We start from the raw sequence: 25,474 nt of genomic DNA on the forward strand, positions 1-25,474 counted from the left end.
CGCTCCCGAGAGTTCAGTCGAATTGACGGCTGGAAGGGGCCTCGCCGGTGCGCGCGAGCATTTCGGACGGTGTCAGGTGTGGAATGCTACCGGCGCCGGCGGGCGGCAGTCCGGCCGGCGAACCGTTGCGCACGCCGAGGTAGAGCGAGGTGATGCGGTCGTTCATCAGGTCGATGTTGAAGCTTTCCGCCAGCCCCTTTCGCAGCGTGACCGCGAAACGGCGCATTTTCTCCGGCTCCACACAGGCGGCGACCATCGCGGCGGTAAGTGCGGCCGGATCGCCCGGTTCCACCAGACGATCCGCGAAACGCCCGAAAATCTCCGGTACGCCTCCGACCCGGGTCGCGATCAACGGCATTTCGGCGGCAACGGCTTCAAGCACGATGTAGGGCATAGCTTCCGCCCGCGAGGGAACGACGACGCAACGTGCCTTGCGAAACGCTTCCCGCGCAGGAAGGGAACCGGCGAAGCGGACGCGGCTCTCAAGCCCGAAATCCGCAACCATACGCTCGTATTTCGCCCGCTCCTCACCTTCGCCGGCAATCGTCGCCGTCGGCGTGAGCCCATGGGCGAGCGTGAGATTGTGCAAGGCGCGGATGAAAAGATCCGGCCCTTTCAGGTCGCGCAGCATGCCGATGAACAGGAAGTCCGCTGCATCCCCGTCAACTTCGACGGGCGCGAATTCATGCGGGGCGAGGCCGTTGTAGACAACGCGGGCCGGCACCTTCGGAGTGGCGACCTTGGCTTCATAGGCGGCGTTTTCGTAATCGGAGACGAAGACGATACCGTCGGTCACCACCTGCTGAAGCCGTTCTAGGAGGAAGTAGATGCGCCCGTCCCACCGGGTGGGATCGAAGTGGAGGCTTCCGCCGTGGGGGCAGTAAATGCGCGTGACCTTGTGGCCGCGAAGGCGAAACATCGTGCCGACGGCGCGCGCAAAGAAGCCGCCCTTGGCCCCGTGACCGTGCAGAATGTCGGGTTTCAACTCCCGAATTTGCCGGTAAATGCCGAAAGCGGCGAAAAGATCGCCCGGCCCCACGGCCCGGCGCATCGCAAAACGCCTGACGCCAAGGGCAAGCCGCGGTGCGAGATCGGCGATGGCGCGATCCTCGAACGCGCCTCCGCTGGAAGCATCGCAAACGACGCCGACGTGATGGCCGTCGCGCGTCTGGGCAAGCGCCAGGTCGGAAATATGGCGGAAGATACCGCCGATCGGTGCCCTTACGATGTGCACGATCCGCAGTGGTGCGGGCGACATCCCATGCTCCCCTGTCTGACGTCCGGGCCAACCCGCATTCGCACGAACGTGGATTGAGCCGAATACCCTGAACGAGACCGGCCTTCTTGCAGACGGGCGCAAATGCCCGGCGGCGAGCCGATCTCAGCCGGACGGCGTTCTTTGGCCGTCTCGAACAACGATGTCCTAGCAGGGAGGAATGAGTTTCCGGTTAACCGGAGGGAAGGGGAATCAGAAGAAGCGCTCGCGTACGTGGATCGTGTCGCCGGGGCGGATCGGGTCGGTGATCGGGACGCGCCCGGAAATGATCTCGCCGTTGATCTGGCGGGTGACGTCCACCGTGCCCTGTTCGCCACGGGCGGTGAAACCGCCGGCGGTCGCCACCGCGTTCTGCACGGTCATGCCCGCGACATAGGGGTACTGACCGGAGTTCGAAACCTCGCCCATGACGAAGATCGGTCTGTAGGTAGCGACTTCGACAGAGACGTCAGGGTCGCGCAAGTACCCGTTTCTTAACCGCTTTTCGATGTCGTTCGCCAGTTCCTTGACCGTCATTCCGCGCGCCGGGACATCGCCGATCAGGGGCATGGCGATATAGCCCGCCTGGTCTACCGTATAGGTGTTGGAAAGGTCTTCCTGGCCGAAAACGATGATGCGCAGTCCGTCACTGGAGTCGAGCCGGTAAGGCTGGGTCAGGACCTCATGGAATGCCGTCGGCGGCTGGCGATAGCCGCTGCAGGCGGTAAGCGCGAACGCAAGACCGGCTATGAGAATGAGACGGGCAACCATGATCGACTCCTGAACGAACGCGCCCAGTATTTTTACGAGCATGGTTAACGTGCAGTGAATAAATCCCATTCATATGAACTGCGAAGATTACGAAACGACACTTGAGCCTGCGCATTGAACTTGGGCGTGCCAGTCGTTTTGCGAGCGCCATTAACTCTCCGCTTACCATAACCGGTAATGATGGTTGGCGAGAGGTTATCGGAGTTTCCGCAATGAACCAGCCGCATCCATCCATGGCGGACGAACGGGTGGAACTCGATCTTCCAGCCCTGCTCGGTGCATTGCGCCGGTCGCTGAAGTGGCTTGCGCCGCTGACGGTGGGATGTGCGGCACTCACCTTCGTGGGGTTGCAACTTGCGCCGTCGTATTACAAGGCGGATTCCAAGATACTGATCGAGGGCTCCGAAGCGGTCTATCCCGGCGAGGGGCGGGGGGTGGAGGAAGAGCGTGCGCTTCTCGACGAGGAGGGCGTGGCAAGCCAGGTTCAGCTTCTGACATCGCGCGATCTTTCCCGCCGTGTCGCCAAGCGGCTCGACCTCGCCGCCATCCCGGAATTCGAGGCCGAGAGCGGCGGGCTCATCTCCGGCGTTCTCTCGATGCTCGGCATCAAGCGAGATCGGGGGTTCGCCTCGCCGGAAGAGCGGGTTCTCGAGGTTTACTACGACAACCTGAAGGTCTACCGGGTGGAGGGATCCCGCGTCATCGCGGTGGAATTCTCGTCGCAAGCCCCGGAACTTGCGGCGAAGGTCTCCAATTCGATCGTGGAAGAATACCTCGACCTGCAGGCGGCCGCCAAAAGGCAATCGACGGAGTTTGCCGCGGCCGCCCTTGAGCCGCAGATCAAGCGGCTGAGGGAGGATGTCACCGCCGCGCAGGAACGCGTGGAAACCTTCCGCGCCAACAACGACCTTCTGCTCGGAGCCGATAACCAGACGCTGAGCCAGCAGCAGCTTGGCGAACTGAGCACCCAGCTTTCCGAAGCGCGCGCGGCGCGCACGGAAGCGGAAGCCAAGGCGAGGCTGATCCGCGAACTCCTGAATTCCGGAGGGTCGCTGGAAACCGCGAGCGATGTTCTCAATTCCCAGCTTATCCAGCGGCTGCGCGAGCGCCAGGTGGCGCTCCAGTCGCAGATCGCCGAGCTTTCCACGACGCTTTTGCCAAACCACCCCCGCATACGTGCGCTCAATTCCCAGCTTGCCGATTTCGACCGCCAGGTTCGCGGGGAAGCCCGCAAGATTATGATCGGGCTCGAAAACGATGCGAAGATCGCCGACAGCCGGGTCGCCTCGCTGTCCGCGGAACTGGATCAACTGAAGGGGAAGGCCGCGAAGTCCGCGGAAAACCAGGCCAGGCTGCGCGAACTCGAACGCGAGGCTGCGACGAAATCCACGCAACTCGACCAGATGATGCAGCGTTTCCGGGAGGCCGACACGCGGCGCAATGCCGAATTCCTCGCGGCCGACGCGCGCGTCATTTCCCGCGCCTCCGTGCCGCTTGAGCCTTACTGGCCCAAGGCGCTGCCGATGACGATCCTTGTGGCGATTGCCGCCTTCATCCTGGGAACGGCATGGGTGATCATGCGCGAATTTCTCTCAGGCGCGGCGTTGAGCCGGATTTCCTACGGCGGGCCGGAATTCAACGAAGCGGGGCGGGAGCATCGTTCCGCATTCGCCGCCACGCGGGCTTCCTCGGCTTTGCCTGACGGGCAAACGGCGCATGGGGCGATCGCGGTGGCAAATCCGGGAGGTGCGATCGCCGGAAGCGACCTGCCGATAGAGCCAGAAAAGACGATTGCCCACAATGTGACCGTCGCGCCCGCGCTGCATGCGAATGCGCCGGCGGCTTCGATTGCCGACGGGGGGAAAAGGAGAGAGAACTTCAAACGCGTCGCGGTTTTGAGCGTGGACAGCGAAGAAGTGGCGCAAGCGGTGACCTTCCGCCTCGCCCGGCAGGCGGCGGAGGAAGGCAAACTTCCGCTATTCCTTGAGGTGCGGCCGGACATGGACGACCCTCAGGCCGTTCCTGGTTTTGCGGAGCTTCTGGACGGCAGCGCTTCCTTTGCCGGGGTCATTTACCGCGATCCCGCATCGCGCGCGCATGTGATCGAATCCGGACAACGCGCAATCGACGACGACCTGACGACAAACGGCCGATTCGACCTCGTCCTGGAAGCGATCGACCACACCTACGACCAGGTGTTTTTCGACCTTGGACTCATCGACGACAGCCTCATAAGCGCGCAGATCCTGTCGCTGGCCGACAAGGTGGTGGTGGCGACGGGCGGCTCTCCGGCAGGGCCGGAGCTGGAAGCCGCGCTTAACATGCTTGAGGAACACACCGGCGCGCCCGTGACGGTGGAAAGCGCGGACCCTGAAACGGCGGTCGGTCGAGGCCGGTCCTCCGACATGGCGGCTTGAAGCCCGCCCGGTTTCCGCTTCGGCGGTTGCCATGAAGGATGTCGTGACGCGGGAAACGAGGCCACCGATAGAAGAATGGTTTTGTCGCGCGCGCGGAATTTCTTCCAACAGGAACAGGGCCTGCCTGGCCTGGAAGCTTTCTTTCGCAAATCCTCGAATTGATGGCCTGACCGACACCGGCCGCGCCTCGCTCCATGCCGATTGGCTGGAAGTTCGTGCCCCCGAATCCATATAGATGGCATGTTTCGCCGCGAGGCGGACGCGAGTGCAGGTAATCGCTTTCAATTAGAGATTTCAAATATTCATTAGTTATAGAATATGGCATCAAATATTTGACATTAGAAACCGATGATGCCGATATATTTTCTTACTAAATAAAAAAACTCTACGTAAGTTCAATCTATCCTGTGTTTTCGCTGAGGTGTTTGTCATGTCGTATCTTTCCGGGCTTGCCGGGTTGGTTTTGTCTGCCGCCTTCGCCACTACGGCGGGCGCCCAGGTTTCTCCCGAAACGCTGAAATCCCTCGGCGCACCCGACAAGGTGGAGACGCGCGCGGGCACGCTGGAATTCAACGACGGCGCGCCGACGGCGGACACCGCGCGGAAGGTGTTCGACACGCTGGCGTTTACCCGCGCCCTCAACGTTTACAACAACAGCTTTCGCGGCGCTTCGGCGCTGGCGATCGCCAAGGGGATCGAGAGTATCGGGGCGAAGGACAACGACGCGGTGATCTTCTCCGAACTTATGGATTCGGAGTCATTGTTCCTGACGGCGAATGCAGACACCGTCTACTATATGAGCGTGATCGACCTTTCGAATGGGCCGATGGTGCTTGAACAACCTCCGCAAGGCCTCGGCACCATCAATGACATGTGGTTTTCCTGGGTAATCGACATCGGTCGCCCGGGCCCCGACCGTGGCCTTGGCGGGAAATATCTGCTTGTCGGACCGGGTTACGACGGGCCGCTGCCCGAGGGCGGATATTTCGTCGCCCATTCCAGGACCCGCCGCGTGCTCTATGCCGCCCGTGCCTTCATCGAAGGTGGCAACGATCCGAAACCCGCCGTCGAGAACATCAAGAAGAACCTGAAGATCTACCCCTACGCGCCCGGCAGCTACGGCACCTCCATCGCCGAGGCGCTGGAAGGCAAGGTGAAGCTTGCCGGGGAGCCGAAAATTCCGGAGATGAAATTCATCGAAGGCAGCCATCTCGCCTTCAACACGATCCCGTCGAGCGACTTCGGCTTCTTTGAAATGATCAACGAGAACGTGCAGGCCGAACCGGCGACGAGCTACGACATCGAGCTTGCGGGCCAGCTTGCGGCGATCGGCATCGCGCACGGCAAGGAATTCAAGCCCGACGAGCGGATGAGAAATATCCTTTCCGATGCGGCCGCCGTCGGCAGCGCGACGGGCCGGGCCCTCAACTGGCGCTTTGCGCTTTCCCACCCGGACTGGGCTTATTATCCGGATTCACAGTGGGGCAACATGCTGTTCGAAGGCGGCGCATTTTTCGAGACGCCACCCCCGGCCTTCGAGGACGGCATGTTCAAGCCTTATCCGCCGACCGGCGCGCGCACGCTCGATTCCCGCACGGCCTTCTACTACGCCTATACGCTGGATTCGCCGGGCATGATCATGCGTATTCCCGGTGTCGGCTCGCAGTATCTCATGGGCTTTCTGGACGCCACAGGTGAGCCCTTCGACGGCGCGAAAACCTACAAGGTGACGCTGCCGAAGGACATTCCGGCGCGCGCGTTCTGGTCTCTCACCCTTTATGACAACCAGACCCGCTCGATGCTGCAAACGCCGCAGAAATATCCGCGAGCCGGCAGCCAGAGCTACCCGTCACCGGCCGCAGAAGCCGCAGACGACGGCTCGACCACCGTCTATTTCGGACCGGAACAGCCTAATGGCGTGGCGCGTGGCAACTGGATTCAGACGGACCCCGACAAGGGCTGGTTCACGATTCTCAGGCTCTACAGCCCGTTGCCGAGCTTCTTCGACAAGAGCTGGCGAGCGGGCGAGATCGAGGTGGTGAACTGATTTTTGCAGGGAAGGCCGTGATCTGCCCGACTCGCGTCCCTTCTCTTCTCTTCTCTTTCATCAATGGATGGAGTTCGACCGACAATGCGTATATCGACTGTTGCCCTTGCCGCCGCGTTCGCGCTCGCGGCCGCTCCCATCGCCTCGGCTCAAGTCTCCGAGGAAACGCTGCGCTCGATTTCCACGCCCGACAGCGTCGAAACTCGGATCGGCACGCTCAACTTCAAGGACGGAACACCGAGCGCCGATACCGCGGCCGCGATTTACGACAACCTCGACTTTACCTATGCCTTTCGCGCTTTCACCGATGCGTTTCAGGGGGTGAGCGTCGAGGCGATCCGCCAGGGGCTCGCGACAGCCAACGTCAAGGACAATGAGCTCGTTCTCTTTTCGAAGCTTATGGATGCAAGTTCCATCTTCCTGACCGCCAATGCGGATACCGTCTACTATTTCGGATTCATCAACCTGTCGGACGGGCCGATGGTGCTGGAGACGCCTCCAGGGGCCCTCGGCACGATCGACGACATGTGGTTCCGCTGGGTGACGGATTTCGGCCGGCCGGGACCGGACCGCGGCGAAGGCGGCAAATATCTGCTCGTTGGACCCGGCTATGACGGCTATCTGCCGCAAGGCGAATTCAACGTCGCCCATTCCAGGACCAACCGGGTGCTGGTGCTGGGCCGATCCTTTCTGGAAAACGACGATCCGGCCCCGGTGGTCGAGCAGATCAAGGCGACGACCAAGATCTACCCCTATGCACCCGGAGGGGTGGGCATGTCCATCGCAAGATTCCTGGAAGGCGGCGTCATGCTGGGACGGGACGCCGAGCCCAAGGCTCCGGTCTTCCATGAGGGCACAGGGCTCGCGATCAACACCGTCCCGCCGAGCGACTACAGCTATTACGAGATGCTGAACGACCTGGTGCAGGCCGAACCGGCGACTGCGCTCGATCCCGAACTGATGGGGCCGATCGCCGCCATCGGCATCAGGAAGGGAAAGGACTTCGCGCCGGACGAGCGGATGAAAAAAATCCTGACCGAAGCGATAGCACTGGCGAATGCGACGAGCCGCACGCTCGGTTTCGACCCGCGCGATCCGGATGTGTACTATTACGAGGGCTCCCAGTGGTGGAACCCGCTTTTCGCGGGCGGCTACCTTTTCGAGACCCCGCCGCCGGAGATCACGCGCGAAGGCGCCAAGCCCTTTCCCCCGACCGGCTATCGCCAGATGAGCGCGCGGACCGCATTCTTCTACATCGCAACCGGCATCACCCCGGCGATGGTCATGAGGCTGACCAATGTGGGCTCGCAATATCTGGGGGCCATGAAGGATGCGAACGGCAACTATTTCGACGGAGCCAGGACCTACAAGGTGACATTGCCGAAGGGTATTCCGGCGGCGGCATTCTGGTCGTTCACCCTATACGACAACCAGACCCGCTCGATGCTGGCGACCGCGCAGAAGTACCCGCGCGCCGGCAGCCAGAGCTACCCCTCACCGGCCGCCGAAGCCGCCGACGACGGGTCCACGACCGTCTACTTCGGCCCAGAGCAGCCGGAAGGCGTGGCGCGCGGCAACTGGATCCAGACCGACCCTGACAAAGGCTGGTTTATTTTGCTCAGGCTCTACAGCCCGCTTCAGAGCTTCTTCGACAAGAGCTGGCGACCCAGTGAGATCGAGATGGTGAATTGACCGGAAGATTCATTGGACGCCGAATCTGCCCATGCCCTGGCAAAACGTGCCGACCCGCGACCGATGCGCCCGCTTCCGGCTTTCGCGGCACACGCGGGTCGGGACGACGGGCATCGAGGTCGGTCACGCCAAACGTGCACGCAAGGCGCGGGCCCGGCGGACAAGCGACCAGAGGTGGGGATCTTCGCGGATCGTTCGCTTCAATGCGGTTTTTGCGTTTGCGGCCACCGAATAAATCCGGCCGCGAGTGGTGAGCGCAATGACGATGTCCGACAGCGGTTCGGCTTGCGCCCAGGCGGCCTTGTAACGCTCCGCACCGACGCCGAAATCGAACCTTTCCATTCCGGCCTCGCACATTTCCCGAATAAGCGTTTTCAGAAGAACGTCGCCGGGGCTGAATTTCGCGAAGTCGTCCTCGGCAATGCTGTTGGCGTAAGCGTAGTAGCAATTTCCATGCACGCCGCCGAGATAGGTCGCGCGAACCCTTCCTTCCGCTTCAAGCGCGTAAATGGTGAAGCGATCCGAACCGTCTTCGATCGAAGCAAGCAGAAGCGACAGAAGGAAATCACGCGGCGCAGTTCCTGCAAAAGCGTTCGGAATACCGCTGGAGGCCGCGCGCGCGCTTCGCTGGGCGATCATGGCATCAAGGAGATACGCTGCCGTTTGCCCGTCTTGAGAGCGAAAGACGCGGAAGCCCGGCGCTTCGCCAAGCTTTCGTTCCTTGGCGTTCAGCTTCTTCCTCGCCGACGAACTGCGGCATTTGCGGTAAAGCGCCTCGAATTCGGCCTCCAGCGCCATTGCGTAAAGGGGTACGAAGCTTTGCGGCTCATTTCCGGCTAGAAGAGGATTCGGCCTGCCGTCGATAACGCAGGCCATGTTTCGCAGGTCGAGACAATCGGCGCCAGATTTCCCCGCTTCAAGCTTCATCGCGTCAAGCAGGCAGCGCCCGGTCTGCCTGTCCACAGCGTCGGGCCGCCAAAGGCCTGTGTTCTGGTTTCCGAAACCGTGGCCGAGGGGGCGGGCGACGAGGACGCCTCGCCGATTTTCCATGCCGAGCGCGAAGCCGGCAGCCGGACCGTGTTCATCGGCCGCCATGACGAAAAGCGGAGCAACGCCGTTTCGCTCGCCAATGGTCCGTTGAAAGGATGAAAGCCAGTCGAACGAGTTGTAGAGGCAGCCCGACGCACGGGCCTCCAGCTCGCGCCACGCGGATTCCGCGTTTCCAACCGAACGAAAGGTGTAAATGTCTGGAGCCCGGGACGTATGGCCCGGCTCGTGTTCGGTGGAAATTGCAAATGATGGCTTTGCCACTGCGCTGCCCCCGGGGCGACCCCTTCGATCTGTTCCCGGTTTCTAGCAAGGAACTCTAAAGAAACCGTGCGTAAGATGCCGGAATATAACGACGTTAGACCGGGGCGTTATCGCAAGATGGATTTTCGCCGGAGACTGCTGGCCGGAGGTTGCCGCTTTCTCGCGCTGTCCGGCGCAGGACGGCTGATGGCGCCATGGACGCAGGGCAAGGGTCTGATCTTCACCCTGCACAACGTGCTGCCCGACAGCGAAGCCCACAAATTCCGCCCGAATGCCCATCTGGACGTCACCCCGGAGTTTCTGGACAGCACCATCACACAGGTGAAACAGGCGGGTCTTGAATTCGTCTCGCTCGACGAGGCGATGCGGCGCACGCAAGACGAGCAGTGCGACCGCAGGTTCGCTGTTCTTACCTTTGACGACGGCTATCGCAACAACCTCGTTCATGCATATCCCGTATTGAAGCGCCACCGGGCGCCTTTCACGATTTTCGTCGCGACCGGCTTTGTCGACCGCACCTCCGAAATCTGGTGGGTCGCGCTGGAGCGTATTCTGGAAAAGGCCGATTACCTCGACATGCCGCTGGGTGCGCGCATGGTCCGCCTGCCGACGCGCACGAAGGCCGAGAAGTGCGCCGCCTACAAGCGGGCGGTGCTATGGCTTGCCCATGACATGAGCGAGGCGGCGCAACGCCTTGAAATCCGCCGCATGGCGCGCGCTTATGGCGTCGACATGGAGGGGCTTGCGGAAGAGCTTATCCTCGACTGGGCAGAGCTTTCCGGCCTCGCCGAAGATCCCTTGACCGAAATCGGCGCGCATACCCACGACCACCTGGCGCTCGCCCGGCTTGGCGAAGACGAGATGCGTGAAAACGTGCAGCTTGGCCTCGATCGGCTCAAGGCGGAACTGGGGATTTCGCCACGCCATTTTGCCTACCCTTATGGATACGAGGCGGCGGTGGACCGCAGAAGTGCCGAGGTGATCGGGAGTTTCGGCTTCGACTGTGCGCTGACCACGCGCCCCGGCATGATGACGAAAGGTCTCCAGAAATTTGCTCTGCCGCGCATTTCGCTAAACGGTCATTTCCAGAGCCCGACAGTCGTTTCGCAATATATTACCGGAGCGCCGTTTCCGATTTACCACGCATGGCGGAAAGCCAAGGACCATTTGACGTTTCGTGACGACGGGGTGGCCTCCGCACCGCGCGAGGCGGTTTGAAAGGCGTGCTCAGGCCTTGGGGCGGCGCTCCATCCACCAGATGATCGCTCCCGCCGGAATGACCCAGACGAGCCCGGCAACTGCGAAATAGGTGAAACGCGTAAGCGTGGATGACTGCTGGAGCGTAATGTCGCCGATAACCATCGCAAGCAGCGCATAGCTCGTCACAAATACGACGAGGACGATCATGCCGATGAATTTACGAAGGCGAGGGGGCAACATAGTTTCTCTGCTTCCAATCGTGTTTTCGCAGTCTTTACGGCATATGAGCCTTGCCGGATGGTGCGAATTGCCGCAGCAGGTACTGCGAACGCAGCCCTTGCAATGGCGACCACTGGCCTATAACGGGGCGTAGTGCAAGCCAACCCGAAGCGAAAAGCGAATATGACGGCATCCGCCATCGAGATCGAAAACACATCGAAGGGCACGCGCGCCGATATACGCAACCGGGCCGCGATCAGGCTCTGGCTTTATGGCGTATGCCTGCTGATCCTGGCAATGGTCGTCGTGGGCGGGGCGACGCGGCTGACCGAATCCGGACTTTCCATTACCGAATGGAAACCGATCCACGGCGTGATCCCGCCGATCGGTGAGGCGGAGTGGCAGGAGGAATTCGCCAAATACCGCCAGATCCCGGAATATCAGCTCATTAACAAGGGGATGAGCCTTGAGGAATTCAAGTTCATCTTCTGGTGGGAATGGGCGCACCGCCTGCTCGGCCGCTTTATCGGTGTCGCCTTTTTCGTTCCCATGGTCTGGTTCTGGGCGCGGGGACAGGTGGAGCCCTGGCTGAAGCCAAGGCTCGTGGCGGGTTTTCTGCTTGGCGGATTGCAAGGGGCCGTCGGCTGGTGGATGGTGGCTTCTGGCCTTGTGGAGCGCACCGACGTCAGCCAATACAGGCTCGCCACGCATCTGACACTGGCGATCGTCATCTTCGCCTATCTCTTCTGGCTTGCGCGAAAGCTTGCCCCGGAAAGCCGGCCCGCAGAGACGATAGAGGCGACGCGCAAACATGGCTTCGGCGCAAGGGCGACACTCGCCCTTGTGATCTTCCAGATTTTCCTTGGCGGGCTCGTGGCGGGGCTGAACGCCGGCCTTACCTTCAACACATGGCCGCTGATGGACGGGCAATTCATCCCGGGCGGGCTTTTCGTCATGGAACCGGCTTGGCTCAACGCGTTCGAGAACGTGATGACGGTGCAGTTCCAGCACCGGATGGTGGCCTATCTGGTGGCCGCGGCCGTGCTCTGGCAGGCGGTGAGGATTTTCGCCGACAAGGACGCTGTGACACTGCGCATGCCGGCGGCGACATTGGCCGCGGCGGTGCTGGTGCAGGTGCTTTTCGGTATCGCCACGCTTTTGAAGCATGTGCCGCTCGACTATGCGCTCCTGCATCAGGCGATGGCGGTCATCGTGCTGGCGATTGCGGTGAATCTGACGGTTCTGACCGGAAAATCGCGCGTCGAAACGTGAAAAAAGCCGGGCAAGGGTATTGCCCGGCTCGAATTTGTCTCAGATTGAATTCTTCAGACCGCCGCGAGCGCCTGCTCCAGATCGGCGATGATATCCTCCACATCCTCAAGCCCGACCGAAAGACGCACGACATCCGGCCCCGCGCCGGCGGCCGTCTTCTGTTCGTCCGTCAACTGGCGGTGGGTGGTGGAAGCCGGATGGATGATGAGCGAGCGCGTGTCGCCGATATTGGCGAGATGCGAATGCAGCTCCACGTTGGAAACGAGTGTCACGCCCGCGTCATAACCGCCCTTGACACCGAAGGTGAGCACCGCGCCGCCGCCCTTGGGCATGTATTTCTGCTGTAGCGAATGATAGGGATCGCCCTCAAGGCCGGCATAGGAAACCCACTCCACCTTGTCATGGGTGGAGAGATATTCCGCCACCTTGCGCGCGCTGTCGCAATGGCGCTGCATCCTGAGGGGCAGGGTTTCGATGCCCGTCAGGATCAGGAATGAATTCATCGGCGAGATCGCGGGCCCGAGGTCGCGCAGGCCAAGGACCCGGCAGGCGATGGCGAAGGCGAAATTGCCGAATGTCTCATGCAGGACCATGCCTGAATATTCGGGCCGGGGCTCCGACAGCATGGGATAGTTGCCGGACGCAGACCAATCGAACGTGCCGCCGTCGACGATGACGCCGCCCATGGAATTGCCATGGCCGCCCATGAACTTCGTCAGCGAATGAACGACGATATCAGCGCCATGCTCGATCGGCCGGCAGAGATAGGGGGAGGCCAGCGTATTGTCGACGACGAGCGGAATGCCCCTTTCCCTCGCTATGGCCGAAATCGCCTCGATATCGGTGACGACCCCACCCGGATTGGCAAGACTTTCGATGAAGATCGCGCGGGTGTTTTCGTCGATCTTGTCGGCGAAGCTCTGGGGGTCGGTCGCCTCGGTCCATTTCACTTCCCAGCCGAAGCTCTTGAAGGAGTGATTGAGCTGGTTGATCGAACCGCCGTAGAGCTTGTTGCCGGCAACGATATTGTCGCCCGGACGAAGCATCGCATGGAAGACGAGAAGCTGGGCCGCATGACCGGAAGCCACAGCAAGAGCCGCGGTGCCGCCTTCAAGCGCTGCCACGCGCTCTTCGAGAGCCGCCGTCGTCGGGTTGGTGATGCGCGTGTAGATGTTGCCGAAGGCCTGTAGCCCAAAGAGAGAGGCGGCGTGATCGACGTCGTCGAAGACGAAGGATGTCGTCTGGTAGATCGGCGTGACGCGAGCGCCCGTCGACGGGTCAGGCTGTGTGCCGGCATGGATGGCGAGCGTCGAAAAACCAGGAATACGGTCGGTCATGCGCTTTCCCCCTTATTTGGTCGCTGGAATTATTGGTTCTCGTATCGGAAATAATGATTTCCGTCAGCCCTTCTGATTTGCGCGCGAGTTGATACCCGGCAAGCCGCGATGCTGGAAGCCGGCCTTGAGCGCAGGGCGCTTTGCGGAGATCACGCGCGAATTCACCCCCGTCCAGCCGATCTCGCCGGAAAGCCTGCCGTATTCGATCTTCGGGCAGCGGTTCATCACGACCTTGACATCTTCCGCCTCCGCATGCGCCGCCGCCGCGTCGTTGCGGATCGTGAGCTGCATCCAGATGACCTTCGGCTTCGGGTCGAGCTTCAACGCATCGTCCACGACCCCGCCCGCGGCTTCCGATGCGCGGAAAATATCCACCATGTCGATCGGCTTAGGTACGTCGGAAAGCGAGGCATAAACCGTCTGGCCGAGAATTTCCTTGCCCGCCTGGCCCGGATTTATCGGGATGACGTCATAGCCCTTCGCGAGCAGGTATTTCAGCACGAAATAGGATGGGCGCACGGGGTTTGCGCTGGCGCCCACCATGGCGATGGTCTTCACCTCGTCGAGGATGCCGCGGATATATGCGTCCGTATAACTGTCGTGGTTCATTTGCCCGTCCATTCCGGCTTGCGCTTTTGCAGGAAAGCGTTGATGCCTTCTTCCGCGTCGCGAGCAAGCATGTTCTCCACCATCACGTTCGCGCAATAGTCGTAAGCGTCGGACAGCGACATTTCCGCCTGGTTGTAGAAGGCTTCCTTGCCGATTTTCACCGTCAGCGGCGACTTGGAAGCGATCGTCTCCGCGTATTTCTTCACCACCGGCTCCAGATAATCCTTCGGCACGATGCGGTTTATCAGGCCGAATTCCTTGGCGGTGGAGGCGTCTATCGTCTCGCCGGTCAGAAGCATCTCCATCGCCTGCTTGCGCGACACGTTGCGCGAAAGCGCGACCATCGGCGTGGAGCAGAAAAGCCCGATGTTGACGCCCGGCGTGCAGAAGGTGGCGGTATCCGTCGTTATAGCCAGATCGCAGGAAGCAACCAGTTGGGCGCCGGCTGCCGTCGCAAGGCCCTCCACCACGGCGATGACCGGCTTCGGCAGGCGGACGACGGTTTGCATGAGCGTGGAGCAGCGGCCCATCATCTCCACGTAATAGGCCCGGCCACGGTCGTCATGCGCGCGCGCCGCCGTCATCTCCTTCAGATCATGGCCGGCGCAAAAGACATTGCCCGTCGAGCGGATTACCACGACCTTGACGTCCGGGTTGGCCGCAGCCGCCTCCAGAGAAGCCTGAAGGCCCGCCATCATTTCCTCCGAAAGCGAGTTCTTGCGTTCGGGCCGCTGCATGGTGAGCGTCAGGATGCCGTTTTCCAGGCTTTCGCCAACGGGCGGTGACAGGTCGTTTGCGGGAGCCTGCGCTCCTTTGTAAGGGGCTGTCATGGCGTTCCTCCGTGGTATTTCTCTCTGTCCCTTATAGATGAGATGCAGACGGTTTCGATAGCCGCCAAAAAGCCGACTTGCAGTATGCGATTTCCGACCTTAGGCAAAGGTATGACGAATTGCGGAGGAGGGCGTCTATGCAGCCGGTCATGACGATCGACGAAATTTCCGACTTTCTGGATCGGGAGTTCCCGCAGATCCACGACCGGGGCAGGGTCTATTCCTTCACGTCGATCGAGCCGGGCAGGGCAAGCCTCAGATTTTCGGCAAATGAGCGGCACCTGCGCCCCGGCGGCACTGTGTCGGGCCCCACCATGATGGAGATGGCCGATCTTGCGGCTTATGTCGTGATTCTCGGCCATATCGGGCCGGTGGCCCTTGCCGTGACGACGAACCTTAACATCAATTTCCTGCGAAAGCCGGAGCCGGGCGCGCTTATCGCCGAATGCTCGCTCCTCAAGCTCGGCAAGCGGCTCGCGATCACCGAATGCGGCATCAGGAGCGAGGCGGGGCCGGACCTCGTCGCCCACGCGACGGTGACCTATTCCATCCCGCCGAGGTGAGAAAACGGAGTGCATTTGTGTGGTAATATATTACCGAATTTATAAGACATTGAAATAATTAAATAAATTAATGATGCACCTGAATCTTTGTGCTTGACGCCGCGCGCGGGCCGCCGTATTACCCCTGCCTTGAGAGGACGGGGCGACCCGTGAGCGCCAGTCAAGGCGCGCCTCAACCGGTTTCATCAACTGAACCTATGGATCAAACCCCATGAAGACCTACTCCGCCAAGCCGGCCGAGGTCGACAAAAAGTGGATCTTGATCGACGCCGAGGGCGTTGTGGTTGGCCGTCTGGCCGCCTTCATCGCCAACACTCTGCGCGGCAAGACCAAGGCGACCTACACCCCGCATGTCGACTGCGGCGACAACGTCATCGTGATCAACGCCGACAAGGTGGTGCTCACCGGCCGCAAGTACAACAACAAGAAGTACTACTGGCACACGGGATACCCCGGCGGCATCAAGGAGCGCACGGCGCGTGCGATCCTAGAAGGGCGCTTCCCCGAGCGCGTGCTGGAAAAGGCCGTTGAGCGCATGATCCCGCGCGGGCCGCTCGGCCGCCGCCAGCTGAAGAACCTCCGGGTCTACGCCGGCGCCGAACATCCGCACGAAGCCCAGTCGCCGGAAGTCGTCGACTTCAAGGCGAAGAGCGCGAAGAACTGGAAGGCATTTTGATCATGGCTGAGCTGCAGTCCCTCGAAGAACTCGGCAATGCCGTCGGCACCAGCGAGCCGGAAGCCCCGGTTTACGTGCAGAAGCTCGACGCGCAGGGCCGCGCCTATGCCACCGGCAAGCGCAAGGACGCGATCGCGCGCGTCTGGCTGAAGCCCGGCACAGGCAAGATCCTCGTCAACAAGAAGGACTTCACGTCCTACTTCGCGCGCCCTGTGCTGCAGATGATCCTGCAGCAGCCGATTTACGTCGTCGATCGTGACGGCCAGTACGACATCGTCGCGACCGTGACGGGCGGCGGCCTGTCCGGCCAGGCGGGCGCGCTGCGCCACGGCATCGCCAAGGCGCTGACCCACTATGAGCCGGACCTTCGCGGCCCGCTCAAGAAGGGCGGCTTCCTGACGCGCGATAGCCGTACGGTGGAGCGCAAGAAGTACGGCAAGCGCAAGGCGCGCCGGAGCTTCCAGTTCTCCAAGCGTTGATCATACGCTTCGGGATATACGAGAATTCAAAGGGCTGCGAATTTCGCGGCCCTTTTTTATTGATCGCAAGATAAAGGCAAGCCGTTGGACGCACTGGAGATGGCGGCTGTTGTTTTTGTACTTTATTGAAAAATTTTTGGGTGCGGCGGTCAAGCAGCGCGCCATAGGACGAAAACAGGATTTAGTGCGCTTTCGACCTTTGTGATGTCCTTGGATATCAACGCACCAGATTGACGCCGCGAATGCCTGCGAGGCGCAATGCAAGCTGTGTGAGAACGAGAAATGCGACAACCGTCGCCATTATGCAGACAGCGAAGGCGGCCGCCTGGTTGAGCGCGCCGCGGTCATCCAGATAGAGCACCGAAACAGCGGCAAGTTGCGTTGACGGGGTGATCAGGAAGATCACCGCCGAAAGCGTGACCATGGCGCGCATGAAGAAGAATACGCCGACCGCCAGCACGGTCGGCCAGATCATTGGCAGGGTCACCCGCCACACCGTCCTCAGCTTGGTCGCCCCAAGCGTCGCCGATGCCTCGTCGAAGGTTGAGCTGATTTGCTTTATGTTGGTGGTCGCCAGCAGGAATCCTTGCGCGTGATAGTGATAGACGTTGCACACCGCGATAATAAGGATCGTGTCGTAGATCCAGTAAACCGGCTGGCCGGGCGTGTTGAAAGCAAGGATGTATCCGAGGCCCAGTACCATGCCCGGCACGGCGGCGGGCAGGATCGCCAGGAAATAGAGAATGCGGTTTGCGCGCATGGGAAATGCGTGGTTGGCATACGCCGCGCCGGTTACGAAGACGATTGCGAGAAGCGCCGTGAGGATCGCCACGGAAATGCTCGTCCACAGGGGCTGGATGCCGTTTTGCACGTCGAATTGGTAGTGGCGCAGCGACAGGCTGAGATTATAGGGCCAAAGCCTGACGAAACTTGCGTAGATCACAATGGCGACCAGTGAAAGGATCGCCAGCGCCACGAGCACCGAATAGGCGAACCAGGCCGCGTCACGCGCCGGGTTCGGTCGCGGTACCAACGGCACCGACTGCGAAGTCAGTGAGGCGAACTGCCGTCGGGCAATCCATTTCTCTCCTGTGACGGCAAGCGCGGCGGGCAGGAGAAGCAGCACGCCGATCACCGCCCCCATGGCGAAATTCGCCTGACCTGAAACCTGGTTATAGATTTCCACCGCAAGCACGGAGTAGTTCCCGCCGATAACGACCGGATTGCCGAAGTCGGTGATAACGATGGTGAAGACGACGAAGGCTGCCGACGCTATTCCGTAACGCGTGCCTGGCAGCGTCACCGTCCGGAAAATTCGCCATGGTCCGGCTCCCAGGCTTTCCGCCGACTCATAGAGCCGCGCATCGGCGACCGCGAGCGCTGTAGACAGGATCAAAAAGGCGTGCGGAAACGCATAGACCGTATCCGAGATGAAAATGCCCCAGAAACCATAGATGTCGATTTCCGTGCCGAATGTGCGATTGACGAACCCGTTGCGGCCGAGCAGGAACTGCAGCCCCAGCGCCTGCACCAATGATGGCGAAAACACCGGCAGCAGCGCGATAATTCTCAAAACGCCCTTGAATGGCATGCAGGTGCGCTGAACCGCATAGGCAAACCCGTACGCAAGCACCAGCGTGGTCAGCGTCACGCTTATGCCGACTTCGAACGTGTTGCCGACGACTGTGACGAAGCGCGCATCGGTAAAGTAGCGCACGAAGTTGTCGAGGCCGATGCCTTCCGGCGTCACGAAGGAATTTTTCAAGATCGCCCACAGCGGAACCAGGACGAAGGTGACGAGCAGGAGACCGGTCGCCCCGACCGTGAAGACGCCGAACAACCGGTCCGAGTCAGGTAGGGCGGAAGCCCGCGCCTTTGATGATAAGACGCTCATTGCGACGATACGGCAAGCCGCCTTACCCGATCGACGGGCAGGTCGAATGTTACTGTGTCGCCCACGTTCATGCGCCTGCGCCGACCATGGACCTCGATTTCGATTTCCTGGCCTCCGGCCTCCACGCCGAGCCGCATGGTGTTGCCCAGAAAAGCGACCTTGCGCACCTTCCCGCTATGCGCCCCGCCCTCGGACAGGACCACGTGCTCGGGCCTGATCGCCAGCGCTGCCTCGCCCGCCGACCCGTCGAAGCCGGCACGCAACTGCGGGCTGTTGAGCATGTTTATGCGGCCGATGAACTCTCCCACGAAGCGGGTCGCAGGTTCCCAGTATAGCTCTTCTGCAGTGCCGACCTGCTCGATCCGGCCACGATTCATCGCGACGATGCGGTCGGCCATCTCCATCGCTTCGTCCTGATCGTGCGTCACCATGATGGTGGTAATACCGAGCCGCTTCTGCAATTCGCTTATCTCGCCGCGCAAGGATTCACGCACCTTGGCGTCAAGCGCCGACAAGGGTTCGTCGAGCAGGAGCACCGCAGGCTCAGGTGCGAGCGCGCGGGCAAGCGCGACGCGCTGTTGCATGCCGCCGGAAAGTTCGTGCGGATGCTTCTCCGCGTGTTGGCCGAGATGGACAAGGTCAAGCATCTCGCCGACGCGCGCCTTGATCTTCTCCTTCTCCCATTTGCGGCATTCGAGCCCATAGGCAATGTTGCGGGCGACCGATAGATTGGGGAATAGCGAATAGGACTGGAAAACGACGCCGAAATTGCGCTTTCGCGCCGGAAGCCCGGAAAGGTCGGTCCCTTCGAGCAGGATCTCGCCTTCGTCCAGTGTCTCCAGACCGGCGACGAGACGCAGCAAGGTCGTCTTGCCACAGCCTGACGGCCCGAGAAAACAGACGAATTCGCCCTCGGAAAGGTCGAGGTCGACGTGATCCACCGCCAAAACGGAGCCGAAGCGCTTGGTGACGCCGCGCAGGCTCAGGAACATGGAACCCCCCAATGGCAAGCGGGGCTGCCCGTGCCGCCCCGCCGATTATTTTACTTCTCGTAGCGCTTTTGCCACTCGGTAATGATGCGGTCGCGGTTCTCCGCGGCCCAGGCATAATCAACCTCGAACAGCACCGTGGAAATGTCGTCAGGCAGGCCCGCATTCTTGAATTTCTCCGGCATGTCCCGGCCCTGCATCGTTACGATCGACTTCCACTTGTTGTACTCGGCCTCGGCGCCCTTGGAGACGGACCAGTCAAGAAACTTCTTGGCATCTTCCTTGTTCTGCGAGGTTTTCATGAGCGCATTGGCTTCCAGCTCGTGGCCCGCACCTTCACTCGGGATTACCATGGTAATTGGATAACCCTCGTCTATGTTCTTGATGGCGCGCAGGGCGAAGGAAATGCCGATCGCATTTTCGCCGGCACTTGCCGCGTTGCAGGGCTTCGAGCCGGACTTGATGTACTGGTCCATGTTCTTGTCGAGTTCGTCGAGATAGGCCCAGCCATCTTCCTCGCCCATCATCTGCAGGATCGAGGCGACATGCAGATAGCCGGTGCCGGAGCTCGCCGGATTCGGCATTACGAGCTTGCCTTTGTATTCGGGCTTGATCAGGTCCTGCCACGACGATGGTATCGCGAGGTTATCCTTGGACATTTCCTCGTTGTTGACGCAGAACGCGCCCATGTAGCCCGTGGTGGCGAACCAGTAGCCGTCCTTGTCGCGAAAACGCGCCGGCACCTTGTCGATATCTGCCGGTGAATAGGGCTCGAGCATCTCCAGAATGCGGGGATCGACCATCGAAGTCGCCGCCCATCCCCAAATGACGTCATGCTTGGGGTTGTCGGCCTCGGCCAGCATGCGGGCCCTGAGATCACCGGTCGATAGACGCAGCACATCGACCTCGACGTCCGGCAAGTCCTTGCTCATCGCCTCGAGGAATGCGGCTAGCTCATCCTCCTCATACGACGTGTAAACTGTAATCTTGCCAGCTTGCGAAATACCTGGAACAGCCAAGAGAAGAGCTGCGCCGACAAACACGCCGGTAACCAGTCGCGTAATACAATTGAGTGCAGGGCGCTGAACGCTGGTCATGTCCATGATAATTCCTCCCTTTGGAATGTATTTTCCACATCGCAGTCCGGCACGCCGCTTTTCATTTATTTCGTATTGGATTTTTTACTCGGCGTGTTGCTTTCGCAGCCGGAGGTACCGGCACCTGCTGATAAGCACACTTCGGTCGAATTTAGGCGTCCCCTCATTTCCGGTTTAAAGTCGACTTACTGTCATTTCTACCAGATGCCGGACTGTGAACCAATATTCGCGGTTATTCCAGACTGTTGTGAAATTCTAACGTTTCCAGGCGCTAAAGGCCAAAATTGTTTCCGAATAGAAGCGAAGCGGAAGGAAATGCCGCACACTTCGAGCATTTACATCCGCGATGCTTTGCTTGTCGGGATTGCCCGACAAAATTTCATCGGAAGTTTCGCAATCCAGATAATCCGGGGACAAGGAGCGACCTTGGCCACCGTGTCGGTCTCCAGGAAAACACGTTCCATATCATGGCTCTCGCCGGAATGGTAAGCGCAGCCTACAGGGAAAGCTGTGGCGAAAGCCTGTCGAATGCGAGTGAACGCCCAGAATTCGTAAACAGGACTACTTGCGCAAGTAATGCTGCGGTGCAACAATGCGCGCGGAGGCAAAGCGCATGTCCGGTAAAATAATCACAATCGCCCAGCAAAAGGGCGGCTCTGGGAAAACCACCATCGCAGCTCATCTTGCCGTCGCCCTGATGCGGCGCGGCGACTATCCTGTCGCGATCCTCGACGTGGATCCGCAAGGAAGCCTCGGCTCCTGGTTCGAGACGCGGGAGGAAACGCTTGGCGAAAACGGAACGGGACTGAGCTTTCGCACCTCAAGCGGTTGGGGCGCGCGGCGCGAGGCGCGTAACCTTGCGCGCGATCATGGCATCGTCATCGTCGATACCCCACCGAAGACGGATTCGGACGTCAAGCCGGCGATAGAGATCGCGGATCTCGTGCTTGTGCCGATACAGCCGACACCTGTCGATCTCTGGGCCACTGATCGCACGCTCGATATTGCCGACCGTGAACGGACACCGGCGCTGCTCGTGTTCAATCGCGTGCCGCCGCGCGCCGCGCTCACGCAGGAAATGCTGGCCGCGATCACCGAGAGTTCTTTTCCGCTTGCCGACGCCAGAGTGGGCAACAGGACCGCCTATGCCGCAAGCATGGGCAAGGGAAAGACGGTGATCGAGACTGAACCATCCGGCAAGGCGAGCGCGGAAACCGCGGCCCTTGCCGAGGAAATCCTTGCGCGGCTGCTGTCAGATTGAGGTTTGTGGGGCGCTGTTTCAAGAAAACAGCGCCCGCCGAGCCAGAGGCCAAAGTAAAGGGGTGGAAGCGTGGTCCCGGGCTGGCGAGCGCTTTTAGTTTGCTCCGCGACATTCTGGTCAATGGGGCGTCGCGGAACGTATCGCGCCGGGCCCTTTTGCTGAGCTGACCATTCAGCAGGGCCTCTTCGTCGCGAATACGGCCAAGCATTCAATTCCCGTGCCATCGCCTATTTTGGCAGGCCGGAATGTCATTTATCCAGTAAAAATCAAAAACTAATATTGGAATCAGAGAGTTATGGTTCGCTTGGGTGAATATTCCAGGTAGGCCAGAACAGGTACTATTTGCATTTTGCAAAGGAATTTACCTTTGCAATTCGCAATTTCCGTCGAAAGCCGGTTCTCGCTTCGCATCCGCCCCACATCGAATTACTATGGCCGGTAAGGCATCCGCGGCGAGGTTCACGCATTGACCAGTCCAAACGGGCCAACCCGAATTTTTTTCGCGCGCCATGTCGGGCTTTTCCTGTTGCTGGTACTGGCCCATTGCGCCCTCGTTTTGCTGCTGCGGGCGGCACTCGACCCCGGTTTCGACGTCTCTCGGGGCGGGGCGCGCGCCGGTGTGCTGCCATTGTTTGCCGGCGTGGCCATCTATGCCGTTCCCGCCGCGATTGTCTCCTATCTCGCTATTCTTCTGGGCGGTGGCAGGGAAAGACGGCGCGTGCAAGGTTCGCAACGCGACCTTCTGCGCGATCCGGATATCCCGCGCCGGCGCGCGGAAGACCGGGAAGCCCGGCTCCAGGCAATTCTCGACTGGATGGGCGAAGGGCTCGTCACTTTCGATGAGGACGGGACGATCGAATTCGTCAATCCGGCGATCGAAAAGATGTTCAAGCAAAGTGCCGCCAATCTCGTCGGCTGCAACATTTCAAGTCTCGTGCCGCCGGACAGGCGCGATCTTCTCAAGGTTCTTGCGGCAAAACCTCCCGTTTCGGGGGCGGCCATCAGCCTGAAAGCCGACGGCAGGCGCGTCGATGGGGAGGATTTTCCGCTCGATATTTCGCTTACCGAATACAAGTTCGGAGGCCGGCGGCTGTTCGCCGGCCTTTTGCGCGACGTCAGCGAGCGAAAGGCGACGGAGGCGAAGCTTCGCGAGGTGGAGCGGCAGCTTCGCGAGGCGATCGAATTCCTGCCGGATGCCTTTGTACTCTATGACGAGAACGATCGCCTGGTGATCTGCAACGACCGATATCGCGAGCTATACGTTACGAGCGCCGACCTGCTGCAGCCTGGCATGCACTTTGACGAGATCATCCGCGAGGGCGTCAGGCGCGGGCAATACGCCGACGCCAGCGACGATCCGGAAGGCTGGATCGAAAAGCGGCTTGAGATGCACCGTCATCCGCCGCAAGAGCCGATCGAGCAGCTTCTTGACGACGGACGCTGGCTGCGCGTTTTCGAACGCCGGACGCCGGACGGGCGAACCGTGGGTTTCCGCATCGACATTACCGAACTCAAGCATCGTCAGGAGGCGCTGGAGCGCAGCGAGGCGCGGGCCCGCGCCATGGTGACGAGCGCGCTCGATGCGATCGCGATCCTCGACGAGAATTGCAATGTCGTCGATTTCAATCCGGCGGCGGAACGGATCACCGGGTACGAGCGTTCGGAAATCGTCGGCAAATCGATCGTCGAAATGCTGGTGCCCGAGCGCCACCGCGCGGACGCCGAACGCCGGTTCCGGGCTATCCTGCAGAAAGAGCCGGGCAAAGATCCCGGCCAGCGCGTTCATGCCAAGGCGGCACGCAAGGACGGATCGGAGTTTCTTTGTGAGCTTGCGATGAATGTGGCGACCGGCCCGAACGGAAAACTGCTGATCGGCTTTGCGCGCGACGTGACGGAAGAGCGTGCCAAAACGCTTGCGCTGAAAGAAGCGAAGGCAAGGGCCGAGGACGCCAATCTCGCCAAGGCGAACTTCCTGGCCATGATGAGCCACGAAATCCGCACACCGCTCAACGCCGTCACAGGCATCCTCGACCTCTTGAAGGATAGCCAGTTGACGCCCGTCCAGCAGCAATATGTTCGCGCTGCGGCAAATTCGGCGGATGCGCTTCTCAACATCCTCAACGATATTCTGGACCTTTCCCGTGTCGAGGCTAACCGGCTTGAATTCCAGGACAAGCCTTTCTTCCTGCGCCCGCTCGTCTTCGGCGTGCGCGACCTCTTTGCGGTGCCTGCGCAAAACAAGGGGTTGAAGCTTGCCGTCCATGTCGATGGCGCGCTGCCTACGGGCCTTATGGGCGATGTCGGGCGCATTCGCCAGGTGCTGATCAATCTCGTCGGCAACGCGATCAAGTTTACATCCGAAGGGGTTGTGGAACTGCGGGTGACGGGCAAGCCTGAAAACGGCGATGGCGTGAGGCTCCGTTTCGAGGTTTCGGACACGGGCCCCGGCATACCGGACGATATGCGAGACAGCGTGTTCCAGAAGTTCACCACGCTTGAGACGGTTTCGGCGGGCGTCATGGACGGCGTCGGTCTCGGCCTTACCATTTGCCGGGAACTCGTCGACGGAATGGGCGGGCGTATTTCGCTCGATAGCGAAGAGGGCAGGGGCAGCCGGTTCGCCTTCGAACTCGATCTTGCGCCCGCGCCCGAAAAAGAAGCGGAGCCCGAGGGGGCGAACGTAGATGCCCCGGCTTATTCTCTCAAAGGTGCCCGGGTTCTGCTGGCGGAGGACAATGACACCAACCGCATGATCACATCCGACCTTCTGCAGCGCTGGGGATGCGAAGTCGATGTGGTCTCGAACGGGGCGGAGGCTATCGAGCGGCTGGACCGCGAAAGCTACGACGTCATTCTCATGGATGTTTCCATGCCGGTGCTGGATGGCGTGGCGGCGACCGCCAAGATCCGCTCGCGCGGCGACGAGATGGCGAGAGTTCCCATCATTGCGCTGACGGCGCATGCTTTTTCCGAGGAAAGGGACCGGGTTCTCCAGGCCGGGATGAGCGACTTTCTTACGAAGCCCGTGAATTCGGCGGAACTCAGGAGCCATCTTTCACAGGCGCTTGCCACCTCGAACCGGCGGATGCGCGAACGGCCGATGACCCTGCCCCTGGTCGATATCTCGGTTCTGCAAGGAGTGATCGACAATCTCTCGGATGCCGCTTGCGCAAGGGTGCTGTATCAATGTGAGAGCGATCTGTTGTCCCATGCCGAGGACCTCAGGAACGCCGGCGAAGATCTGGATTGCGTCGAGCGCGCAAGCCACGTCTTGAGCTCTCTTGCAGGCACATTCGGTGCTGCTGCCCTTTTCTCGCTTTCGGATACCGTCAACCGCGCAGCGTTGGATGAGGACCGCAAGGTGTTTGAAAAAGTGCCCGAGCTTGTCTCGCTGATAGAACGTACGGTATCGGCGCTTCGCCAGGCGGTGGATGAATGCCGGGATGAGACGAGGGATCGCGAACAGGATAAAGACGCGGTCGAAAAGACCAGGCGGCGCCGGGTCGCGGCACATTGAAGGCGGCTCCAGGATGGGGCCAGACCCTATGCCCGCCG

20 protein-coding genes are annotated in these 25,474 nt (G+C 60.6%); 10 read left to right on the top strand and 10 right to left on the bottom strand.

The annotated features are described in order from the left end of the window. Positions 1 to 13: 13 nt before the first annotated feature. Together HPQ64_RS12105 and HPQ64_RS12110 are read right to left on the bottom strand one after the other, a co-directional pair. Positions 14 to 1,258 (bottom strand): glycosyltransferase, encoded by a 1,245-nt coding sequence (locus tag HPQ64_RS12105; RefSeq protein ID WP_172888767.1) that lies wholly within the window; start codon positions 1,256 to 1,258, stop codon positions 14 to 16. Positions 1,259 to 1,468: 210 nt separating this feature from the next. Further along, positions 1,469 to 2,026: a polysaccharide biosynthesis/export family protein gene (locus HPQ64_RS12110; protein ID WP_172888768.1), complete on the bottom strand. Its 558-nt coding sequence runs from the start codon at positions 2,024 to 2,026 to the stop codon at positions 1,469 to 1,471. A 212-nt stretch (positions 2,027 to 2,238) separates the two neighbouring features. Between HPQ64_RS12110 and HPQ64_RS12115 the strand changes: the two genes are divergently transcribed. From HPQ64_RS12115 to HPQ64_RS12125, 3 genes are all read left to right on the top strand, one after another. Further along, the gene (locus HPQ64_RS12115; RefSeq protein WP_172888769.1) at positions 2,239 to 4,443 is read left to right on the top strand and encodes a GumC family protein; all 2,205 of its coding nucleotides are present in this window, start codon (positions 2,239 to 2,241) and stop codon (positions 4,441 to 4,443) included. A 430-nt stretch (positions 4,444 to 4,873) separates the two neighbouring features. After that, positions 4,874 to 6,490 (top strand): DUF1254 domain-containing protein, encoded by a 1,617-nt coding sequence (locus tag HPQ64_RS12120; RefSeq protein WP_172888770.1) that lies wholly within the window; start codon positions 4,874 to 4,876, stop codon positions 6,488 to 6,490. An 84-nt stretch (positions 6,491 to 6,574) separates the two neighbouring features. Further along, entirely contained in the window at positions 6,575 to 8,182 is a 1,608-nt protein-coding gene (locus HPQ64_RS12125) for a DUF1254 domain-containing protein (RefSeq protein ID WP_246270692.1), read from the top strand. A gap of 123 nt (positions 8,183 to 8,305) precedes the next feature. Here HPQ64_RS12125 and HPQ64_RS20710 read toward each other — a convergent pair whose 3' ends face one another. Next, complete coding sequence (locus HPQ64_RS20710; RefSeq protein ID WP_172888772.1) at positions 8,306 to 9,493, bottom strand: GNAT family N-acetyltransferase; 1,188 nt, start codon at positions 9,491 to 9,493, stop codon at positions 8,306 to 8,308. Between the two features lie 117 nt (positions 9,494 to 9,610). Between HPQ64_RS20710 and HPQ64_RS12135 the strand changes: the two genes are divergently transcribed. Further along, positions 9,611 to 10,711: a polysaccharide deacetylase family protein gene (locus HPQ64_RS12135; RefSeq protein ID WP_172888773.1), complete on the top strand. Its 1,101-nt coding sequence runs from the start codon at positions 9,611 to 9,613 to the stop codon at positions 10,709 to 10,711. A gap of 9 nt (positions 10,712 to 10,720) precedes the next feature. Here HPQ64_RS12135 and HPQ64_RS12140 read toward each other — a convergent pair whose 3' ends face one another. Further along, positions 10,721 to 10,933 carry a DUF2842 domain-containing protein gene (locus tag HPQ64_RS12140; protein WP_246270693.1) on the bottom strand — a complete coding sequence of 71 codons (213 nt, stop codon included), beginning with the start codon at positions 10,931 to 10,933 and terminating at the stop codon, positions 10,721 to 10,723. A 162-nt stretch (positions 10,934 to 11,095) separates the two neighbouring features. Here HPQ64_RS12140 and HPQ64_RS12145 point away from each other — a divergent pair, with 162 nt between their 5' ends. Then, positions 11,096 to 12,184 (top strand): COX15/CtaA family protein, encoded by a 1,089-nt coding sequence (locus tag HPQ64_RS12145; RefSeq protein WP_172888774.1) that lies wholly within the window; start codon positions 11,096 to 11,098, stop codon positions 12,182 to 12,184. A 53-nt stretch (positions 12,185 to 12,237) separates the two neighbouring features. Here the strand turns inward: HPQ64_RS12145 and HPQ64_RS12150 are convergent, their stop codons facing one another. The 3 genes from HPQ64_RS12150 to HPQ64_RS12160 form a co-directional block, all read right to left on the bottom strand. Next, the gene (locus tag HPQ64_RS12150) at positions 12,238 to 13,521 is read right to left on the bottom strand and encodes an O-acetylhomoserine aminocarboxypropyltransferase (protein ID WP_172888775.1); all 1,284 of its coding nucleotides are present in this window, start codon (positions 13,519 to 13,521) and stop codon (positions 12,238 to 12,240) included. Between the two features lie 63 nt (positions 13,522 to 13,584). After that, positions 13,585 to 14,130 carry a CoA-binding protein gene (locus HPQ64_RS12155; RefSeq protein ID WP_172888776.1) on the bottom strand — a complete coding sequence of 182 codons (546 nt, stop codon included), beginning with the start codon at positions 14,128 to 14,130 and terminating at the stop codon, positions 13,585 to 13,587. Next, the gene (locus HPQ64_RS12160; protein ID WP_172888777.1) at positions 14,127 to 14,960 is read right to left on the bottom strand and encodes an enoyl-CoA hydratase; all 834 of its coding nucleotides are present in this window, start codon (positions 14,958 to 14,960) and stop codon (positions 14,127 to 14,129) included. The genes HPQ64_RS12155 and HPQ64_RS12160 overlap by 4 nt, the downstream gene beginning before the upstream one ends. A gap of 137 nt (positions 14,961 to 15,097) precedes the next feature. Between HPQ64_RS12160 and HPQ64_RS12165 the strand changes: the two genes are divergently transcribed. The 3 genes from HPQ64_RS12165 to rpsI all read left to right on the top strand — a co-directional run bounded on the left by HPQ64_RS12165 (position 15,098) and on the right by rpsI (position 16,678). Continuing rightward, positions 15,098 to 15,523 (top strand): PaaI family thioesterase, encoded by a 426-nt coding sequence (locus tag HPQ64_RS12165; RefSeq protein ID WP_172888778.1) that lies wholly within the window; start codon positions 15,098 to 15,100, stop codon positions 15,521 to 15,523. A 211-nt stretch (positions 15,524 to 15,734) separates the two neighbouring features. Continuing rightward, positions 15,735 to 16,199: a 50S ribosomal protein L13 gene (rplM, locus tag HPQ64_RS12170; RefSeq protein ID WP_172888779.1), complete on the top strand. Its 465-nt coding sequence runs from the start codon at positions 15,735 to 15,737 to the stop codon at positions 16,197 to 16,199. Between the two features lie 2 nt (positions 16,200 to 16,201). Continuing rightward, on the top strand, positions 16,202 to 16,678 hold the full coding sequence (rpsI, locus tag HPQ64_RS12175; RefSeq protein WP_172888780.1) for a 30S ribosomal protein S9: 477 nt from the start codon (positions 16,202 to 16,204) through the stop codon (positions 16,676 to 16,678). A gap of 217 nt (positions 16,679 to 16,895) precedes the next feature. Here the strand turns inward: rpsI and HPQ64_RS12180 are convergent, their stop codons facing one another. From HPQ64_RS12180 to HPQ64_RS12190, 3 genes are read right to left on the bottom strand one after another with little or no spacing between them, the layout of a single operon-like run. Further along, on the bottom strand, positions 16,896 to 18,572 hold the full coding sequence (locus HPQ64_RS12180) for an ABC transporter permease subunit (RefSeq protein WP_172888781.1): 1,677 nt from the start codon (positions 18,570 to 18,572) through the stop codon (positions 16,896 to 16,898). Continuing rightward, on the bottom strand, positions 18,569 to 19,564 hold the full coding sequence (locus HPQ64_RS12185; protein WP_172888782.1) for an ABC transporter ATP-binding protein: 996 nt from the start codon (positions 19,562 to 19,564) through the stop codon (positions 18,569 to 18,571). The genes HPQ64_RS12180 and HPQ64_RS12185 overlap by 4 nt, the downstream gene beginning before the upstream one ends. A 50-nt stretch (positions 19,565 to 19,614) precedes the next feature. Beyond that, the gene (locus HPQ64_RS12190) at positions 19,615 to 20,664 is read right to left on the bottom strand and encodes an ABC transporter substrate-binding protein (RefSeq protein WP_246270694.1); all 1,050 of its coding nucleotides are present in this window, start codon (positions 20,662 to 20,664) and stop codon (positions 19,615 to 19,617) included. A 607-nt stretch (positions 20,665 to 21,271) separates the two neighbouring features. Here HPQ64_RS12190 and parA point away from each other — a divergent pair. Together parA and HPQ64_RS12200 are read left to right on the top strand one after the other, a co-directional pair. Continuing rightward, complete coding sequence (parA, locus tag HPQ64_RS12195) at positions 21,272 to 21,919, top strand: ParA family partition ATPase (RefSeq protein ID WP_172888783.1); 648 nt, start codon at positions 21,272 to 21,274, stop codon at positions 21,917 to 21,919. Positions 21,920 to 22,385: 466 nt separating this feature from the next. Next, entirely contained in the window at positions 22,386 to 25,436 is a 3,051-nt protein-coding gene (locus tag HPQ64_RS12200; RefSeq protein WP_172888784.1) for a PAS domain S-box protein, read from the top strand. The last annotated feature ends 38 nt before the right edge of the window (positions 25,437 to 25,474 follow it).

This window comes from Hongsoonwoonella zoysiae, from assembly GCF_013266695.1.
GTDB lineage: Bacteria > Pseudomonadota > Alphaproteobacteria > Rhizobiales > Stappiaceae > Hongsoonwoonella > Hongsoonwoonella zoysiae.

Coding starts and splice junctions, on each gene's coding strand:
- HPQ64_RS12105 (WP_172888767.1), bottom strand. CDS start 1,258: ATGTCGCCCGCACCACTGCGGATCGTGCACATCGTAAGGGCACCGATC.
- HPQ64_RS12110 (WP_172888768.1), bottom strand. CDS start 2,026: ATGGTTGCCCGTCTCATTCTCATAGCCGGTCTTGCGTTCGCGCTTACC.
- HPQ64_RS12115 (WP_172888769.1), top strand. CDS start 2,239: ATGAACCAGCCGCATCCATCCATGGCGGACGAACGGGTGGAACTCGAT.
- HPQ64_RS12120 (WP_172888770.1), top strand. CDS start 4,874: ATGTCGTATCTTTCCGGGCTTGCCGGGTTGGTTTTGTCTGCCGCCTTC.
- HPQ64_RS12125 (WP_246270692.1), top strand. CDS start 6,575: ATGCGTATATCGACTGTTGCCCTTGCCGCCGCGTTCGCGCTCGCGGCC.
- HPQ64_RS12135 (WP_172888773.1), top strand. CDS start 9,611: ATGGATTTTCGCCGGAGACTGCTGGCCGGAGGTTGCCGCTTTCTCGCG.
- HPQ64_RS12140 (WP_246270693.1), bottom strand. CDS start 10,933: ATGTTGCCCCCTCGCCTTCGTAAATTCATCGGCATGATCGTCCTCGTC.
- HPQ64_RS12145 (WP_172888774.1), top strand. CDS start 11,096: ATGACGGCATCCGCCATCGAGATCGAAAACACATCGAAGGGCACGCGC.
- HPQ64_RS12150 (WP_172888775.1), bottom strand. CDS start 13,521: ATGACCGACCGTATTCCTGGTTTTTCGACGCTCGCCATCCATGCCGGC.
- HPQ64_RS12155 (WP_172888776.1), bottom strand. CDS start 14,130: ATGAACCACGACAGTTATACGGACGCATATATCCGCGGCATCCTCGAC.
- HPQ64_RS12160 (WP_172888777.1), bottom strand. CDS start 14,960: ATGACAGCCCCTTACAAAGGAGCGCAGGCTCCCGCAAACGACCTGTCA.
- HPQ64_RS12165 (WP_172888778.1), top strand. CDS start 15,098: ATGCAGCCGGTCATGACGATCGACGAAATTTCCGACTTTCTGGATCGG.
- rplM (WP_172888779.1), top strand. CDS start 15,735: ATGAAGACCTACTCCGCCAAGCCGGCCGAGGTCGACAAAAAGTGGATC.
- rpsI (WP_172888780.1), top strand. CDS start 16,202: ATGGCTGAGCTGCAGTCCCTCGAAGAACTCGGCAATGCCGTCGGCACC.
- HPQ64_RS12180 (WP_172888781.1), bottom strand. CDS start 18,572: ATGAGCGTCTTATCATCAAAGGCGCGGGCTTCCGCCCTACCTGACTCG.
- HPQ64_RS12185 (WP_172888782.1), bottom strand. CDS start 19,564: ATGTTCCTGAGCCTGCGCGGCGTCACCAAGCGCTTCGGCTCCGTTTTG.
- HPQ64_RS12190 (WP_246270694.1), bottom strand. CDS start 20,664: ATGGACATGACCAGCGTTCAGCGCCCTGCACTCAATTGTATTACGCGA.
- parA (WP_172888783.1), top strand. CDS start 21,272: ATGTCCGGTAAAATAATCACAATCGCCCAGCAAAAGGGCGGCTCTGGG.